Annotated in this window: 15 protein-coding genes; 2 read left to right on the top strand and 13 right to left on the bottom strand. The window is 61.4% G+C overall.

What is annotated here, in order from left to right; all coding sequences use genetic code 11:
• Window positions 1-23 precede the first annotated feature (23 nt).
• The 3 genes from repC to repA all read right to left on the bottom strand — a co-directional run bounded on the left by repC (window position 24) and on the right by repA (window position 3612).
• Window positions 24-1235, bottom strand: coding sequence for a plasmid replication protein RepC (gene repC / locus AC0JZ4_RS23990; RefSeq protein WP_471888973.1), 1212 nt, complete (start codon window positions 1233-1235; stop codon window positions 24-26).
• A 160-nt stretch (window positions 1236-1395) separates the two neighbouring features.
• Window positions 1396-2379, bottom strand: coding sequence for a plasmid partitioning protein RepB (gene repB / locus AC0JZ4_RS23985; RefSeq protein ID WP_471888972.1), 984 nt, complete (start codon window positions 2377-2379; stop codon window positions 1396-1398).
• Window positions 2380-2415: 36 nt separating this feature from the next.
• Entirely contained in the window at window positions 2416-3612 is a 1197-nt protein-coding gene (gene repA / locus AC0JZ4_RS23980) for a plasmid partitioning protein RepA (RefSeq protein WP_471888971.1), read from the bottom strand.
• A 454-nt stretch (window positions 3613-4066) separates the two neighbouring features.
• Between repA and AC0JZ4_RS23975 the strand changes: the two genes are divergently transcribed.
• Entirely contained in the window at window positions 4067-4687 is a 621-nt protein-coding gene (locus AC0JZ4_RS23975) for a DUF2026 family protein (RefSeq protein ID WP_471888970.1), read from the top strand.
• Between the two features lie 17 nt (window positions 4688-4704).
• Here the strand turns inward: AC0JZ4_RS23975 and AC0JZ4_RS23970 are convergent, their stop codons facing one another.
• From AC0JZ4_RS23970 to AC0JZ4_RS23930, 9 genes are all read right to left on the bottom strand, one after another.
• Window positions 4705-6573 carry an adenine deaminase gene (locus AC0JZ4_RS23970; protein WP_471888969.1) on the bottom strand — a complete coding sequence of 623 codons (1869 nt, stop codon included), beginning with the start codon at window positions 6571-6573 and terminating at the stop codon, window positions 4705-4707.
• Window positions 6574-6788: 215 nt separating this feature from the next.
• Complete coding sequence (locus AC0JZ4_RS23965) at window positions 6789-7412, bottom strand: 2-dehydro-3-deoxy-6-phosphogalactonate aldolase (protein ID WP_471888968.1); 624 nt, start codon at window positions 7410-7412, stop codon at window positions 6789-6791.
• Window positions 7413-7422: 10 nt separating this feature from the next.
• A complete protein-coding gene (locus AC0JZ4_RS23960) occupies window positions 7423-8358 on the bottom strand; it encodes a 2-dehydro-3-deoxygalactonokinase (RefSeq protein ID WP_471888967.1) in 936 nt (311 codons plus the stop codon).
• Window positions 8359-8467: 109 nt separating this feature from the next.
• The gene (locus AC0JZ4_RS23955) at window positions 8468-8767 is read right to left on the bottom strand and encodes a CcdB family protein (protein WP_471888966.1); all 300 of its coding nucleotides are present in this window, start codon (window positions 8765-8767) and stop codon (window positions 8468-8470) included.
• Complete coding sequence (locus AC0JZ4_RS23950) at window positions 8767-8997, bottom strand: type II toxin-antitoxin system CcdA family antitoxin (protein ID WP_471888965.1); 231 nt, start codon at window positions 8995-8997, stop codon at window positions 8767-8769. Before AC0JZ4_RS23950 ends, AC0JZ4_RS23955 begins: the two co-directional genes overlap by 1 nt.
• A gap of 477 nt (window positions 8998-9474) precedes the next feature.
• On the bottom strand, window positions 9475-10533 hold the full coding sequence (locus AC0JZ4_RS23945; RefSeq protein WP_471888964.1) for an ABC transporter ATP-binding protein: 1059 nt from the start codon (window positions 10531-10533) through the stop codon (window positions 9475-9477).
• A gap of 17 nt (window positions 10534-10550) precedes the next feature.
• Window positions 10551-11339, bottom strand: a complete 789-nt coding sequence (locus AC0JZ4_RS23940) for an ABC transporter permease (protein ID WP_471888963.1) — start codon at window positions 11337-11339, stop codon at window positions 10551-10553.
• Between the two features lie 4 nt (window positions 11340-11343).
• On the bottom strand, window positions 11344-12168 hold the full coding sequence (locus AC0JZ4_RS23935; RefSeq protein WP_471888962.1) for an ABC transporter permease: 825 nt from the start codon (window positions 12166-12168) through the stop codon (window positions 11344-11346).
• A gap of 186 nt (window positions 12169-12354) precedes the next feature.
• The gene (locus tag AC0JZ4_RS23930) at window positions 12355-13389 is read right to left on the bottom strand and encodes an ABC transporter substrate-binding protein (RefSeq protein WP_471889085.1); all 1035 of its coding nucleotides are present in this window, start codon (window positions 13387-13389) and stop codon (window positions 12355-12357) included.
• A gap of 218 nt (window positions 13390-13607) precedes the next feature.
• Here AC0JZ4_RS23930 and AC0JZ4_RS23925 point away from each other — a divergent pair, with 218 nt between their 5' ends.
• Window positions 13608-15881, top strand: a complete 2274-nt coding sequence (locus AC0JZ4_RS23925; protein ID WP_471888961.1) for a heavy metal translocating P-type ATPase — start codon at window positions 13608-13610, stop codon at window positions 15879-15881.
• A 106-nt stretch (window positions 15882-15987) separates the two neighbouring features.
• On the opposite strand, the gene AC0JZ4_RS23920 is transcribed toward AC0JZ4_RS23925, so the two are convergent.
• A complete protein-coding gene (locus AC0JZ4_RS23920; RefSeq protein ID WP_471888960.1) occupies window positions 15988-17421 on the bottom strand; it encodes a sensor domain-containing diguanylate cyclase in 1434 nt (477 codons plus the stop codon).
• Window positions 17422-17524: the final 103 nt, after the last annotated feature.

Raw genomic sequence — 17524 nt, 5'->3', positions numbered from 1 at the left:
AACACTATCGGAAACGGACGCCATCACGCCCGTTTCACCTCATGTCCCTGCGCTCGCAACAGCGCCATGATCATCGGGCCGAGCGAGAATTCGTCGCGCCTTGCCCTGCCGGTCAGATCGCGCAGATAGGCACCGGCGGAATTGATATGACCCGATCTCTCAAGGATGCAGGCGATGAGGGCGGCAGCGTTCTCAGGCCCCATCACCTCGCAGGCATCCTCATAAGCCGACGGGCTGACACCCAGCGTCGAGCGGACCACCACGGCCGCGGTCATCAAATCGCGCCAGGTCTGGATTTCCCCACCTGGACTGTAATCGACAATCTGCGGGCAGGCTCTCAGCACGACTGAAAGCGGGAATGCCTTCTGCGGTTCGGCCATACGTTTGATGTTTGGCTCTGCGGTCGCGCCCTGCTCCTGTTCGGAGCGAGGTTCAAAGTCATAGATGGATTCGGATTTTGAATTCTGTATGTGACATCCATTATGGTCATCATTGCTAGCTGAATTTGAAGTTTTAAGCTGCGTTTCCAACTGGTTGAGGATTTCTTCGCGCAACAGTGACATCTCGTCGAGCGCTGCTTCCACCTGGAGGCGCGACGGTGAACGTGGCATGCGGCCCAGAATGGCGATGTAAAGCGCCTCGATGTCCTGCCAATTGCCTTCGGCCCCCTCCTCCATGGCAGCACTGATCAGCTTGCGCACGTCGCGACGGCAAAGCGTGAGCGCTTCCTTGGCGCGACGGAACTTCCTCGCCTCTTCCGCCACCTGCTGTGCCAAAGCAGCCAGTTCGGCAGCGCGCAAAAGCAGCGGCTCGAGATCGAAGCCGTAAGCCTGCTCGATCTGGCCTTCTCCGTCACGGTGAGCGTAACGCTTGCCGTTGGGGCTGTCTCGACGGTGAACGAGGCCGGCATCCACAAGCGCTGCCAGATGACGACGCAGGGTCGTCCCGGCAATGCCATGGGCGCGAACCGATAGCTGCGCATTCGACGGGAAGACCACGAGCTTGCCGTCCGGCTTCAGTTCGTTATGGGGATAGAAGGTCAAAAGCGCGTCGAGAACCGCAAGCGCGCGGTCCTGCAGGCCCAGAAGCGGGCGGGCTTCCGACACGTCACGAAAAACTTTCCATTTCTCGACGGCCCTTTCGGGCCGTTCGCCGCCGGTGCCCATCTGCCCTTTGACCAGGGCAAGGGTCATCGGCCGCCGCCCGAAGGGCGTCGTCACGCTTCCACTTTGCATGGTTCTTCACCTTTCAGAAGGCAAAGGAAATCCGCTCACCAAATAGGTGCCAAAGACTCTTGACGAATTTTCGTGGAAGTGCGATTCTCTGAGTGCTTAGTTCGAGAGAGGTCTTCCACAGTGGCAACGCTTGGAGGGCCTTTTTCTTTTGCTCGCTGTCCTATCCCTTTTTCGACTGTTTGCGATACGCGGTGTAAAGCTCGTCGAGCTGGTTCTCGATATATTGACCGAAACCGACCGCATCGACTGACTTCAGCGCCAGCGTGAATTTCTTGGTGTCATGGCGAATGTCGGCCGACACCGCCTTGGAAAGCGCCCGGTCACGCGGCGACCATTTCGACAGCCGCGGCTCGCGCGCATAGCCGTTCGGCTTGGTGCGGGTGAGCGCGTCGATGACGAAGGCGAAACGGGCGTCGCCATTGATGCCACCCAGATCAGTGTTGGCCAGCACCTCGCGCAGATGGGCGAGCTTCTTGGGGTTCTCGATCAGCCGCTTCAATTCGTACCAGCGATCGCGGCCAGGCGATTGCGCGCCGCCGATCGCCGACAGGATGTCTTCCGGCATGTTGGCGACGGTGAGCATCTTCGACAATGTCGCCCGGTCGATCGAAAGGGCCGCCATGACGGTGGCACTGTCATTGTCGTAGTTGAGATTGCCGAGCTGCTTGGCAAACATCGCTTTCTCGATGAAGGACAGGTCGGAGCGCGCCGAATTTTCCTGGCCCTGCGCGATCACGTGATCGCGGTCGGCCATCTGCTTGACCACGGCGCGGACCTTGAGGCCGAGATGCTTCGCGACCTTCAGGCGACGATGACCGAAGACGACCATGTAGCGGCCGGTATCCTTCGGGTGCGGACGCACCAGGATCGGCGTCTGCTGGCCCTGTGCGGTAATCGCCGCGACGAGATCCTCGAACGCCTGCTTGTCTTCTTCCAGTCGGTCGCGAACGAAGGAAACGTCGACAATGTCGGTATCGAGCTCGACAATCGTCTCGCCTTCGAGCAGCTTGTCGGCACGCTCTGCCAGCTCGTCGATCGTCGACATGATCGAGCGCGACGCGCCCTTGACCGTGTAGTCGAGCGCGACGTTATTTTCCGCGCGTGGTTCGTTCATCACGTTGGCGAAAGGGTTTTTACGCGCCATGGCGGAAACCTTCCATCATGTTGAAAATGGTGTGGGTCACATGCGCCCCCATGCCCTGTGGATCAGGCCCTGGATCTCGAAATTGACGCCATCCATGCACTCGATCGCACGGTCATAAGTGCCGCGGGTGAAATTGTTGCGTTCCACTTCGTAGAGCGACTGCTTGGTGAGGCCGGCATCGGAGATCGCCGTCGATTTCAGCATCGGCTGCTGCAGGATTTCCTCCGCCAGCATCGACTGCATGAAGCCAAGCATCTGCGCCTGCGGCACGTCGGTCGGCTCGTAGCGGGTGATCAGGTAGCGCAGCCAGTCCATTTCAACATTGGCGCCGGCGCGCTTGATCGTCTTGGTGATATTGCCGAGCATCAGCAGGAACTGGCTCATCGACATCAGGTCGAGCATCTGCGGGTGGACGGTGATGAGTACCGACGTCGCGGCCGTCAATGCCGTCAGCGTCAGATAGCCGAGCTGCGGCGGGCAGTCGACAATGACGACGTCATAGCGGTCGTCGACATCGGCCAGCGCCTTGCCCAAACGGGTGAAGAAGCGCTTGCCCTCCACCGACGTCTGCATGGCAAGCGGCGTGTCGTACTCGTATTCCTGCAATTCGAGATTGGCGGGAATGATGTCGAGATCCGGGAAATTGGTTTCCTGGATGATATCGCGGATCGATTTGCGCTCGTCGTCATAGCGGATCGCATCGTAGAGCGACGGGTTCTTGTCGAGTTCAGGCTGGAAGCCGTGCAGCGCCGAGAAGGAGGCCTGCGGGTCGAGATCGACGCCGAGAACCCGGTGGCCGGTCAGCGCCAGGTGCTGGGCCAGATGCGCCGCAGTCGTCGTCTTGCCGGAGCCGCCCTTGAAGTTGACGACGGCGATGACCTGCAGCTTGTCGCCCTCCTTGCGGTGGGGAACGTATTTCTTCGCATCCGACTTGCCGGTCTTGTCGAGATAGAAGCGCAGTTCGCGCATCTGCTCGCCGGTATAGAAGCGGCGGCCGCCGGTCGAGGTCGTCGGGGTCGGGCCCTTGCCTTCGAGCGACAGGCGCTTCAGATTGTTGGGGCTGACACCGAGATAATGCGCCACCTCGGCCATCGAGAACTTGCGCAGCGTCTTCTTGGCGTTCGGCGGAAACTTTTCCATCCGCAACTGGTCAAGGCGACGCGAGATCTCTGCTCCCTGGAGCAGGATCTTTTCGTCGAACTCGAAAGACGGCAATTTCGAATAGGCGTTCATGGCGAGACCATTCTGGCGACAAAATAGGTGGTTTTGCAAAACTGTCGCCAGTATCCCCTAAATTCGCCGCCTGACAAGCGCCGTAGACGGCACCCGGATGCCGAAAAACAGCCTTCCGAATATTCAGAACTGATAATTACACTATATTTTTCAATACCTTGTCAGATCACCCCAATGTTCCATGGGAGAAGCAGTTTCCGGTGTACTATCGTGACTGCAACTGTGTCGCTAAGCGCCAGAACGACAAAACCGCTGCATGTGACCGGCAAGCTGGCAGTGATTCGGGAATCAGTGCCGACTCGCAACCGGCCGGCGGCGCGGCATCGCGCCTGTCGGTTTTCCCATCCGCGGCGAATGCCTGCCCGATCCTCACCTGCGTGAAAACCGTTCCGTATCCGTGCCCGATGCGCTATGGGCGTGGCAACAGAGACACGACATTCAGGCGGGCATCATCATGCTGATCAAGCAAAGCGACTATCACCGTATCTACCGGGTCATCAACAGCCTGCTGATCAATGAGCGTGCCGATGCGGCCAGCGCCAGCATGTATTTCAGCACATTCGGCGCTTTCATCCTGAACCAGCATTACAAGGTCAAGGCGGTGCCGAAGGGCGGGCTCGCTGCCTACAATCTCGGCGGCGCCATGCTTCTCTTCGGCGATCAGCGCGAGGACGGCTACGTTTCAGGTGCCGGCGAGAACTTTCATTGCTGGGTAGAGGCCGACGGCTGGGCAATCGATTTCATGGCGCCGGCATTGGCCCAGAGCGCCGCCCATCTGGGTGTGCCGGCAAAGATGTTCCAGCGCCCGCTCTCGGCCATGGCGCCAAGCATCAACGATCTCGGCCAATCCGGCGATTTCTTCTACCAGGCTGAACCGCAGGCGATGGCCGCCCGCTTTGCCGACTGGCAGAAGCACGGCATGATCGGCGACCTCGCCAGCATTGCCGCCAGCTGGTTCCGCAAGACGCCGCGCGCCATGCCGAATGCGATCACCGTCAGCTCCGGCAAAGGCGATGATAAGGGTGCACCGGCTTCGGTGCCGCTGATCGGCACCGCACTCAGCGGCAGCTGGTAGTCCGGCCCCGGCGTCCCTCAGAACACGACGGGATGGGTTTTTCCGGTCTGAACGTTGACCAGGCCCTGGGGTGCATGATCGCTCGGTGCGACGAGCACCCAGCGCCACGGGGCGCAGGTGAGGGTGGCGAACGCCAGCCGTTCCGGGAAACCGGGTGACCAGCGCGGATGGAAGGTCGGCTCGAACATCCAGTCGATCTTTTCAGCGGCCGCATAAAGCGCCTGCATCTCTTCATGCAAGGCCTCGGCCGGGCGACAGCTCATCAGGCCGGCCACTTCGTAGCGGACGCGGGCGGTAACCTCGCCGCGGTCGACCAGCGCCCAGCCGCCGTCGTTTTCGGCCACCGCGTTGACGGCCTTCGCCATCGCCTCGTCGGAGGAGCCGACGCACCAGATATTGTGCTTGTCATGGGCCATAGAGCAGGCGAGCGCCGTCTCGGGCGTCGAAGGGCCGCACCCGAGCCAGAACATCCTGGAAACACCCGCGGTGCCGGAAAAGCGGTCGATAACCGAAAATTTGGTGATGTTGCGGCTTTCGTCGCGCTGCACGAGACCGTCCCTCACCGGCAGTTCGAAGGTGAGAAAATCATCATCCCAGTGGAACGGCCGCAGAACGGCAGCCGTCATCGTTTCGCGGCCCGGTTCCGCCTCGATGACGAAGTCTTCTGCCTCGAGCCTACGACCGATATTGATCGTCTTCGTCGCCCATTCGGGCCAGTCGATGCGCGGCACGTGCGGAAGATAGGTCTTGCCCTCGGACACCTGGCGCCCATCGGCCCAGACCTTGGCGATCTCGAATGTCTCGATATCCGACAGAAGCACGATATCGGCATAGCGGCCGGGCGCGATCGAACCGACCCATGGCGTGAGGCGCATGTGGCGGGCAGGATTGATCGTCACGCACTGGATGGCGATTTCCGGCGCAAGTCCCGCTTCGATCGCAAGGCGGACATTGTAGTCCGTCGCGCCAAGTTTCAGCGTATCGGAGGCCGAGCGATCGTCGGTCGTCAGCGCGATCTGCGACCAGTCGGAAAGGCCGCGATCGAGCAGGCCCCTGATGACCTCCGGCAGGCTGTGCGGGCGAAGCTCCATGAACAGGCCGTGGCTAAGCTTGTCCCAGAACTCCTCGACCGTCCAGGCCTCGTGATCGGAGGCAAGCCCAGCTGCGGCAAAGGCGTTGATGGTCGGCAGGTCGCGGATGCCGGCGGCATGGCCTTCCACCACCGCGCGCTTTTCGAACGTCGCCCGGATCATGCCCCAGAGCCGGTCGTAGGACGGGTTTTCCGGGTTCCACACGGCCGGCCAGTCCATCACCTCGTCAAGACCGGCGGTCATCAGGCTCTGCTGCAGAAAGGCCTTCTGCTCGTCATAGCCGAGATGGCCGCCGCCATGTTCATATGCGGTGGGCGGCACCGCCGAACCGGGCAGTGGGAAAATCTTCAGCGGCGAGCCGGCCTGCCGCGCCTTCAGCCAGAATTCCAGCGTCTTCCCACCATTGACATTCGAAAACTCGTGGCTCGCCTCGCAGGTCCAGGTATTGCCGCGCGGGAGCACGAGGGCTGCTTCCCATTCGGGCGTAAGATGCGAGCTTTCGATATGCTTGTGCACTTCGCCGAGCCCCGGCACGGCGGCAAGATCCGGCTCGTGGACACGGCTTTCCACCTCGCCCGGATAGCTGCCAGCACCGCCGACATAGGCGATGCGACGATCCTTGATGATGATTTCCTGATCCGACAACCAGGTGCGGGTGGCGACATCGAGGAGTTTTCCGACGCGCAAGGCAACGTCCGCTTTTTCCTTGCCGAGCGCCACGAGCGTAAGCCGCTGGCGGATCCTGATCTCGTTGGCAGCCTCGATGGCGGTGTCTTCGATCGTCGTCTTAATCATGTCATGCCTCTGCCCTGCGGGACCGAACGCTCCCTCAGGCGAGGCTTACAGCGCGGCGTAAGCCGTCTGCAAGCCTCTGACCACCATCATGGTGGCTGGAAGGCATGGGTATGCACGATTAGACAAACGTCAAATAAAAAATGTAATTTAGGCTCACGTTAAGTTGAGTCTCGCCTGTGATTGCGCCCCAGGGACGAAATTCGGCAACTGGATACCTATCGGATGCTCCGCATAGCCTCGACGAACTGTTTCGCCTTGGCCGCTACGACCAGCGAATCATCGCCAGGTTTGTAAAGCGAGCCACCGATGCCGAATCCGGCGGCACCGGCATCGACAAAGGCCTTCATGTTGTCCGGCGTGACACCGCCGACGGCCAGAACCGGAATATGCTTCGGCAGAACAGCCTTCCATGCCTTGATGACGACGGGCGGGATGGCTTCGGCCGGGAAAGCCTTGACGCCGGTAGCACCGGCAGCGATGGCCGCGAAGGCTTCGGTCGGCGTGGCAACGCCCGGCAGGCTTATCATGCCCTTCGCCACGCTTGCCTCGATGACCGCGGGATTGGCATTCGGCGAGATGATGACGTTGGCGCCCGTGGCCGCCACATCGGCAACCTGCGCCGGCGTCAGCACGGTACCGGCGCCGATCAGCGCCCTGTCGCCAAACCGCTTCTGCAGCATCTCGATGCTCTTCAGCGGTTCGGGTGAGTTAAGCGGCACCTCGATGATCCGCCATCCGGCCTCGATCAAGGCCTCGCCGATCGGCTCGGCTTCCTCCGGCTTGATGCCGCGCAGGATGGCGATGAGATTGCATGCATTGAGAGCGTCGAGAAAATTCATCGGGACATCCTTATTTCGTCAATTGCAATTGGCCGGCAATCAGCTGGACACCGCGTTTGGCGGCATCCGGCTGGCTTGGCGCGACGGTCAGATCAAACAGCGGCGCCACGCGGCCGTAACGGCTGTTCAGCACATTATTGCCGACAATGCCGATCGCCTCGCCGGCAATGAGCCAGCCGGCGGCGCGGGCCTGACGGAATTCCGAGCCTATGACGAGGCCGGAAACATAATCGCCGATATCCTCCGGCTTGAGTTCCCCGGCGAGGATGCCCGTGCGGGCGGAAAAGACGGAGGAGAGGAAGGCATCGGCCGCGCGGGCATCGCTTGCCGCGAACTCTGCACCCCGATCGAAGGCTGTCCAGATCGGCTCGGCGCCGGGAACCGGATCCTGTGCCTTGGCGATGAACGAATGCCGGGTCAGCAGCGAAAAGATTTCGCCCGTCGCGTAGGTCTGGAACCCGGCGATTCGGCCGGCCTCGACACGCGCCCATTTGCTGTGTGTGCCGGGCAGGACGACGGTAAGGTCCTTGTCGAGGCCGAAGCCGACTATCTGGGTTTCTTCGCCGCGCATGACATCCGGAAACGGCTTTGCGGCGGGATCGCGCATGCCGGGCAGGAACGTGATGACGGCGCCGTTCTGCAATGTCAGTTGCCGGGTGCCTGCGGCAAGTTCCACAAGGCCCGCGGGTGCATCGACGTAAGGGACCTCGATCCAGCCGTTGCGGCTGGTGATCATGCCGGAGGCGATGACGGGAAGGGGACCGTGATCGGCAAACCACGAACCGACGGTCTCCATCAGCGCCGCCTCGAAGGCGCCGTCCTTGACGAACTGGATGCCTCCGCTTGTCGTATCACGCATATCGAGCGTGTCGCCCGCTTCCGAGACGAGTGCCGCGCGCAGCGAACTCGTGCCCCAATCGAGAATGATCGACACAGGCTTTGGCATGAAAGACATTCCTCCCGAAATTCAATGCGCCCCTCGATAGCGCGAGGCCGGGTGGCTGTCGAGTGCGATTGCTGGTTAAGTCATACTTATGGATGATGAGGGCTATTCTTCAGAAGCCTTGGAACAGGAAATCCGTGGCCGCGATGATTTCATCCCGCCTGCCGGAGAGGTCCACTAAAGTTTCGCCCAGCAGTTTCCTGGGCAATGACGCCATCGACGGAATGAGGATCATATACGAGAGCCCGCCTATCTCGACTCGGGGAGTCAGCAGCGCGAAAATCTGTGTGACTTCAGGAAGCGGCACGACCGGTGCCACGACACGTGTTCCCAGCGTATCCAGCATATCGGCCTGCAGATCCAAGACCAGGCCGGTGCGCCCGTTCAGACGGTGGATGTGGAACCGAGCCATCAGAACATGCGGTATTCTTCGAGCGGGATACCGTTCTCTTCCACATATTTGTTGTAGGCCTCGATCGCCTCCGCATTTTCTTCAAGCCAGCGACGCTCACGCTCGATCTTGACAGCCTTGGCGATACCCTCCTCGGCCGCGCGGGAGATATTGATGTCGAGTTCTCGCGCCTGGTCAAGCAGTTCGGCATCAAGCGAAAGGTTAGCGGCCCTGCGGGATGCGGTCGGCATGTTCAACCTCCGGGTCATGCGCAAAGTATATGCGCATCGGCAACGAACTCAAGCGATATGGAAAAACGGCCCCTCGCGGGTCAGGCGAGGGGCCAAAAGGCTGGAAAGTCAGAAATGAAGCTCGGTAAGCTTCAAGCCGATAAAAGCATGAATACATTAGAAGGTCATCACCCAAACTGGTGAATAGATTGCATTCGCAAAAATACTCAGCCCAGGGTTAGGACGGACAGCGGTATTATCGTAACCGTGACGGCGAAACAGATGATCGCCGTCCTGATGAACCGGGTCCGGCGGAATTTTCGTTCATCCCACTCGTAGGCCATGTTTCTCCCTTGTCATGAGAAGAACCGGCAGAGCGGCGGGCTTTGCCGGTTCTTCTTAAGCCTTCGACATTGCGAAGACGAGCGTGTGTTACGAACCGAAACTTGCGCGACGCAGGTTCAACCAGTCCGCGTTGAGGCGCGCCTACACACTTGATTACACGTCCGTATCCAGGATGCAGCACTGTTCCGCAAGCGGCACGAGAACCGCCCTGTCGCCCGGCTCGAACAGTTCTGAAAGCGCACTGTTGGCGGTGATTTCGCCGGCAGCCGTATCGCATTTGTACTGGTAGGCGCGACCAAGATAGGTGCGGGTACCAAGTGTTGCCGGAAGACCTTCGCCCGAGCGGCGAACACTCAGACCATCGGGCCGGGTCGCCAGAACGAAGGCATTCTTGATCGGCCCGAAGACATCCTGCGAGAGGTGCAACTGCGCGCCGCCGGCCGCTTCCGCCGTCACCGACGCGCCGTTCCTGGCAACGACCTTCATCGAAATGAGGTTTTCGAAGCCGACGAATCGGGCAACGAAGGCGTTGGCCGGCTTCTGGTAGAGAACTTCCGGCGTATCGAGCTGCATGATTCGCCCGGCATTCATGATCGCCACACGGTCGGAAATAGAAAAAGCCTCCTCCTGGTCATGGGTGACGTAGAGCGAGGTGGTGCCGTTCGCCTTTTGCAGCTGACGGATCTCGACGCGCATGTCCACCCGCAGTTTCGCATCGAGGTTGGAGAGCGGTTCGTCGAACATCAGCAGCGGTGGCTCGATGACGAGAGCACGGGCAAGCGCCACGCGCTGCTTCTGGCCGCCGGAGAGCGCGCCCGGCAGGCGGTCGGCGAGGTTGGCAAGGCCGACGCGCTCAAGCATCGCCGTTGCGCGCTTGGCCCGGTCGGCGGTGGAGACGCCGCGCTGCTTCAGGCCGAAGGCGACATTCTCCTCGACGGTCAGATGCGGGAAGAGCGCATAATTCTGGAAGACGAGGCCGATATCGCGCGCATGGGCGGGGAGGGTGGTGAGGTCACGGTTGCCGAGGCGGACCTGACCGGATGTCGGCGCGAGGAAGCCGGCCACGATACGCAGTGTCGTCGTCTTGCCGCAACCGGACGAGCCGAGCAGGGAGACGAGTTCGCCGGCGGCGACAGAGATCGACAGGTCTTTCAGAACCTGGGTCTGGCCGTAATGGGCGGAGAGATTTTCGATGGTGAGCGATACGGTCATGGGATCGGTCGATCTGCCTATTTTGTCAGGAAGGTGAGGCCCAGCGTCTTTTCGACGATGGCCATGACACCGACGGTCACCAGCATCAGGAGCACGGAGACCGAGGCGATGGTCGGGTCGAAGAACTGTTCCATATGAGCGAGGATCTGGATCGGCAGGGTGGAAATGCCGGGCCCCGTCAGGAAGACCGAGATCGACACGTCGTTGATCGAGGTGATGAAGGCGAGGATGAAGGCGGCGATGACACCGGCACGGATATTCGGCAGCACGACCGTCATGAAGGTCTTCCATGGCGGGCAGCCGAGGCTGATCGCCGCTTCTTCGACCGAGAAGTCGAAGGCGGCGAGCGACGCACCGACGACGCGCACCGAATAGGGCAGGACCAGCAGCGCATGGCCGATAATCAGGCTCGGATAGACCGGCAGGCCGAGGCCGATGGTAATCGACTTGAGCAGCGAGAAGCCTAAGACGATTTCCGGCACCAGAATAGGCAGGACGAACAGGGTCCCGAGCCATTTCGGCAGGCCGGCGCGATATCGGTTGAGCGCGTAAGCCGCCGGAATTCCGATCAGAAGCGACAGCCCCGTGCCGAGGATCGCCACCTGAAAACTGGTGATCGCCGTGTTGCGGAAGGCTGCAATCTCGAAAATATTTGCGTACCAGCGCAGGGTCAGTCCCTGCGGCGGGAAGGTCAGATACGTCGTATCGCTGAGCGATGCCCCGACGATAATGACAAGCGGCGCCAGCAGAAACAGGAAGGCGAGGATGGCGAAGGCGCCGAGCAGCGGATGAAGACGGGCTGTCATGTCTTTACACCGCCATCGGATTGAGACGCCGCGCCATGCGGCTCATGATCGATACGATGGCGATGGTAATGACCACCATGATCGCCGCAATCGTTGAAGCACCGACCCAGTCGAACGTGACCATGGCGCGTTGGTAGAGAAGCGTCCCCATCATCATCATCTGCTCGCCGCCCAGAAGTTGCGGGGTGGCGTAGGACGTGAAGCTTCCGGTGAAGACAAGCACCGCACCAACGATGAGACCGGGCACCGCGAGCGGCAGGATGACTTGAAAGAACGTGGCGATCGGCTTTGCACCGAGCGAGGCGGAGGCTTCCACGACATCGCGCGGGATGGCTTCGAGAACCCCGGTCAGGGTCAGGATCATCAGCGGCACGAAGAGATAGACCATCGCGATGATGACCGAGCCTTCGGTGTAGAGCATCGACAGCGGTTCAGAGATTATGCCGAGTGACAGAAGCGAGCTGTTGAGAATGCCGTTCTTGCCGAGGATGATGAGCCACGCGAATGAGCGCACGACGACACCGGTCAGCAACGGGAAGACGGCGGCAATGATGGCGATCGACTTCAGCCGGCCTGGCATCTGGGCGATGACATAGGCGGTGAGGAAGCCGATGACGAGCGAGATCGCCGTCGTGATAAGGGCGATGCGCAGCGTGCGGTAAAGAATGCGGGTGCGGAAACCGCTGTTGAAGAAGGCGGAATAGGTGGAGAAGATGCCCTTCGGCTCGCCGAATGTGGTGGCGATCGTCAGAAGAACGGGGATGACGAGCAGCGCCACGACGAGGATCGTCGCCGGCATCGTCAGGCCCCATTTGGTGAATTTGTTCATTGATTGTGTATCTCTCTCGGTCGCCGCGGCCCTTCATCCGTCTGCCGGCACCTTCGCCCCGTAATGACGGGAAGAAGGACACGTGTGGCGACCTTTCATTCCCCGCTGACGCTTGAGTGTGGCACGTCCCCTCGCCCCGCGTGCGGGGAGAGGTTCAGGGTGAGGGGCAATTACCTGACGATGACCTTACTGCGCGAACAGCTCGTTCCACTGGTCGATCCAGTCGGTCTTGGCTTCGTTCATCTTGGAATAGTCGATGCGCGACAGGCTGTTGACCTGATCGGCGCCGTAGGTCCACATCTTTGCCTGCTCCGGCGTCAGCTCGACCTTGGTATTGATCGGCGCATCGACACCCTGTTCGGCTTCCTTCTGTTGCACGTCCTTCGACAGCACGAAGTTGATGAACTGGTAGGCAAGCTCGACGTTTTCCGAACCCTTGGGAATGTTCACGGTGTTGACCGTGGCGATATCGCCGTCGGAGAGCGTCGCCCAGACCATGGTCGGTACGGCTGCCTGCATCGAGGCGAGCGTGAAATCCTGGGCGATCGCCACGCGCACTTCGCCGGTGGAAATGAGGTTTACCAGTTCGGAGCCGGTATTGTAGTTCTTCACCACATTCGGCTTCAGCTCCTCGATGGCGCCGAAGGCTGCCTCGCTGTCCTCGAATGCGTCGGTTTCCGCGTGCTTGCCGGCCTGCATCACGACCATCGGTCCGGCCGTCGTGGTGATACCGGGCAGCGAGATGGATTTTTCCAGATCGGCGCGCCACAGGTCGTTCCAGGAGGTGATCGGTGGCTGGACCTTGGCACTGTCATAAACGATGCCGACGCGACCGATCGTATAGGCAGGGCCGTAATTGCCCTGCGGCTGACGGCCGAGTTCGTAGATCTCCGAAAGGTTAGGGATTTTCGCCGGATCGATCTCAAGGAACTGGCCCTGCTCGATGCCGAGCTGCGAGAAGCTGTCGGAGAGATAGATCACGTCGACGCCCTTGCCATCGCGCAGGCGCAGCTTGTTGAGGCGGTCGGCGTTGTTTCCCGTCTCGAAAACGATGTCGCAGCCGCAGATCTTCTTGAACGGTTCGATGATGTTGGCGTTCATCTTCTCGCCGTTATAGCCCCACCAGGAAATGGTAAGCGTCTTCGACTGTGCGCTCGCGGATGCCGTGCCGCAAAGCGTGACGATGGCGGCAAGAGCCGAAGCGCGGAGCAGACGGGACATATTCACGGGACAACGACCTTTCGGGATACCGGTGGGCCGGGCATTCTCCCCGGCGATCGGCAGGAATTCTATTTTTTGTGCGCTTGCCTCGCAAGCCTGATTGCCGGGCACTCCACGGATTTACCCCCCGCCGGCCGATTTTCTCCGAAAAAGCCTCTTGCAGCTCTAGTGACTAGAGGTCTTATGGAAGGCACTCGATGCAAAAGGCGGAGGGTGACATGACGGACGCAACGGCAACACGACAGGCTCGCTACAAGGTTGGCGGCATGGATTGCGCAAGCTGCGCGACGAAGATCGACACGGCGGTCCGGCGCTTGCCGGGCGTCGAAGACGTCTCGGTGTCGGTCGCCGCCGGCACGTTGACGGTGAGCCATAACGACAATGCCGATCTTCCCGCGATGGAGAAGAAGGTGTCGGGGCTGGGCTACTCATTGCGTGCCCTGGGAGCGAAAGGGCGGGCTAACCCATCGTCTGCCTCCATGCCGGAAAATTCAGCAGCGCACCAACTTCACCACACGCATGGACCCGATTGCGGCAGGGACAACCATGTTCACCACCGCCCGCACGGGCAAGGCAATCACGACCATGACCATGAAGAGATAGAGGGGCTGCATGGCCACGACCACACCCCGATGGACGGGCCGTGGTGGGCGTCGAAAAAGGGCAGGCAGACGATCGGCACCGGCCTGGCGCTCGTCGTTGCCTATGGCTTCGGCCACCTGCTGCCGGCCTATGATGGCCTGTTCTTCACCGCCGCGATGCTGATCGGCCTTGTCCCGATCGCCCGCCGTGCGGTGATGGCGGCGCTCGCCGGCACGCCGTTTTCGATCGAGATGCTGATGACCATCGCTGCCGTCGGCGCCATCATCATCGGCGCCACGGAGGAGGCCGCCGCCGTCGTCTTCCTGTTTCTGGTCGGCGAGCTTCTGGAAGGGGTTGCGGCCGGCAAGGCGCGGTCAAGCATCCAGAGCCTGGCGGCGCTCGTGCCGAAAACGGCGCTGGTCGAGGAAAATGGCAAGACACGCGAAGTTCCTGCGGCAAGCCTCAGGGTCGGGTCGATCATTCTCGTGCGGCCGGGCGACCGGATATCGGCGGACGGCACGATCGTGGCTGGGGAAAGCGCAATCGACGAGGCGCCGGTAACGGGCGAAAGCACACCGGTGACCAAGGAGGAGGGCGATAGCGTCTTCGCCGGCACGATCAACGGCGACGCAGCATTGCGCGTCCGTGTCACTGCCGCGGCCGAAGACAACACGATCGCCCGCGTTGTGCGGCTTGTCGAAGAGGCACAGGAGAAGAAGGCACCGACCGAGCGGTTCATCGATCGGTTTTCGCGCTATTACACGCCGGCCGTGGTGCTGGTCGCGGCCCTCGTTGCAATCCTGCCGCCCCTGCTGGCCGGGGCTGACTGGGGTGCATGGATCTACAAGGGCCTGGCGATTCTCCTGATCGGCTGCCCCTGTGCGCTGGTGATCTCGACACCGGCTGCAATTGCCGCCTCCCTGTCGTCGGGTGCGCGGCGGGGCCTGCTGCTCAAGGGCGGTGCCGTGCTCGAAACGCTCGGCAAGGTGACCGCCGTCGCCTTCGACAAGACCGGCACGCTTACATCCGGCAAGCCGCAGGTGACCGACGTAATCGCCTTTGGACGCAGTGCGGATGAAGTCCTGACGCTTTCCGCAGCGCTCGAAACCGGCTCCAGTCATCCGCTGGCGCTGGCAATTCTCGCCAAGGCCGCAGACTATGAACTCGACATTCCGAGCGCCGACGGTGCGAAGGCGCTGGGCGGCAAGGGCGTGACGGCGGTTGTCGGGGGCGAGGAGATCTTTCTCGGTTCACCCAAGGCCGCGGCCGAACGGGTGGCGCTACCAATGGCGCATTCACGCCGGATCGCGGCACTCAACGACGAGGGCAAGACCGTCTCGGTGCTGATCGCCAATGGCGTTCTGGCCGGTGCGATCGCCATGCGCGACGAGCCACGCGCCGACGCCAAGCTCGGCTTGCAGGCATTGACGGATGCCGGCGTAAGAACCGTGATGCTGACCGGCGACAATGCCCGCACGGCAGCTGCGATCGGTGCAGACCTCGGCATAGAAGTGCGCGCCGAGCTGATGCCGGAAGACAAGAGCCGCATCGTCGGCGAGTTGCAGCGCGAAGGCTTCGTCGTCGGCAAGGTCGGCGACGGCATCAACGATGCGCCCGCACTTGCGGCAGCAGACGTCGGCATCGCCATGGGAGGCGGCACGGACGTCGCGCTCGAAACGGCCGATGCGGCCGTACTCCATGGCCGCGTCTCAGACATCGCCGCAATGATCGCCTTGTCAAAGAGGACCATGCGCAACATCTGGCAGAACATCACCATCGCGCTGGGGCTGAAAGCTGTATTTCTGGTGACGACGATCATCGGCGTTACCGGCCTGTGGCCGGCGATCCTTGCCGACACCGGTGCAACGGTTCTGGTGACGATCAACGCGCTTCGTCTGCTGCGTCGCTAGAGCATGGCTTGCGTGCATCGAGCCGCCAGCAATGCTCCAGCTCCCTGATGCTACGCAATTCCGGACGCAGAACCGGTTCCGATTTTTGGTCGAATTACGCTGGATCTCAGGCTCTCAGCCGCGCCGGTGCGTCGGAGCTTTCCACAAGGGATGATGGCAGTTCCATCTCATCGGCGCGCACGACGCGGCCACGGCCAAAAGCCTTGGCGTGATAAAGGGCGGCATCTGCAGCGCCGAGTACGATATCCAATGTCACGCTCCCCTTGTCGACATGGCGGATGCCGAAGGACGCGGCGATGCAGAGCTGGATATCCGAAAGCTCGACCGGCGCCAGAAGTGACGCAGACAGCCGGCGGCAGATCTGTTCGGCCTGCTGCGACGTCACATCCGGCATGAGCACGACGAACTCGTCGCCGCCAAGGCGGAACAGCCGGTCGTCGACACGGATACCGGCCTCGAGACGCGTCGCCACCACCTTCAACAGCTCGTCGCCAAACGCGTGACCGTGGGTATCATTGACCTGCTTGAAGCCGTCCAGATCGAGACAGACGACGGCCAGCGAGCCTTGCGCGCTCATGGCCTTGAACGCCGGCTCCAGCAGCGAACGGTTGGAGAGCCCGGTGAGGAAATCGTGGGTTGCCGCGTGGCGCATCTGCCTCTCGCGCGTCACCAGAGTGTTGGCGGCATTGCGCGAAACGCTCAGCATGAAGATTGCCGCGGCGAGCAACAGCGCGCCGACGGTCGCAATCAACGGCAATGCGCTGTAGAGCATGTCGCGGGCAGGCGTCAGTGGCAGCCAGGAGAGAACCTTTGCCTCGCCGCCCGGACCGACGGCGATCTCGGCGCGCGCACGGTCGGCCTGAACATCCGCCAGCGGGCTGATGCGTGCATCGTCGAGAAGGAACCGCGTGCCGAAGAAATCCTCGAGGCTGCCGTCGATAGGCATGGCGGTGACCAGCACCGGCGCACGCTCGCCCTTGGTATTCGCCGTGCCGAAATCGGGCTGAAAGAGGGATGCCGTCATCAGCACCGCATCGTCGCCGAGTACTTCGATACGGCTGATTGTAACCGGCTTGGGAATTCCAGGCTCGCTGCGGCCAAGCTCGCGGCCGCGGACGTCGGCGACAAGGGTCGAGGCATCCGCGAGGATGGCATCAGCACCGCGCCTGAAGAAACGGCGTTCCCTGACCCCGTCTTCGGTCCGCGAATAGATCAGCTTGTCGGCGCTGTCGACCACCGCGACGAAGCGGGTGCGGGACGTGCCGATAAGCGAAGCGCCGATATTGCGATCGGTCCATTCGAAATCGAAACTGTTGTCGATCCGGGCGATGGATTCGTCCCAGATCGTCCAGGCCGTCAGCGAGAACTCGATATCGCTGATCCACAAATCGATGTTCCGCTTCACCAGCGTCTCGTGCCGTTCCCGCAGGGCGGCGTCTATCTGGGCGATCCCCAGATAGGGAATGGAAGCCATTCCGGCGATCAGCACGGCGAGCGCGATGATTGCCGGAGCAACGAGCTTGAGCTGGATAAAGCGCATCCGGGCGCGACCTTCGGGGAAAAGAGTACCGTAATGGCGGGTACTATCCGGCAACAGTTCTTACGATGATCTTAGCGCCGGCGCGCTTTCGTCAGATAATTAT

The sequence above is a fragment of the [Rhizobium] kunmingense genome (assembly GCF_977018605.1).
Note: the sequence above shows the minus strand (reverse complement) of the source record. Positions and strands in the feature narration are given on the sequence as shown.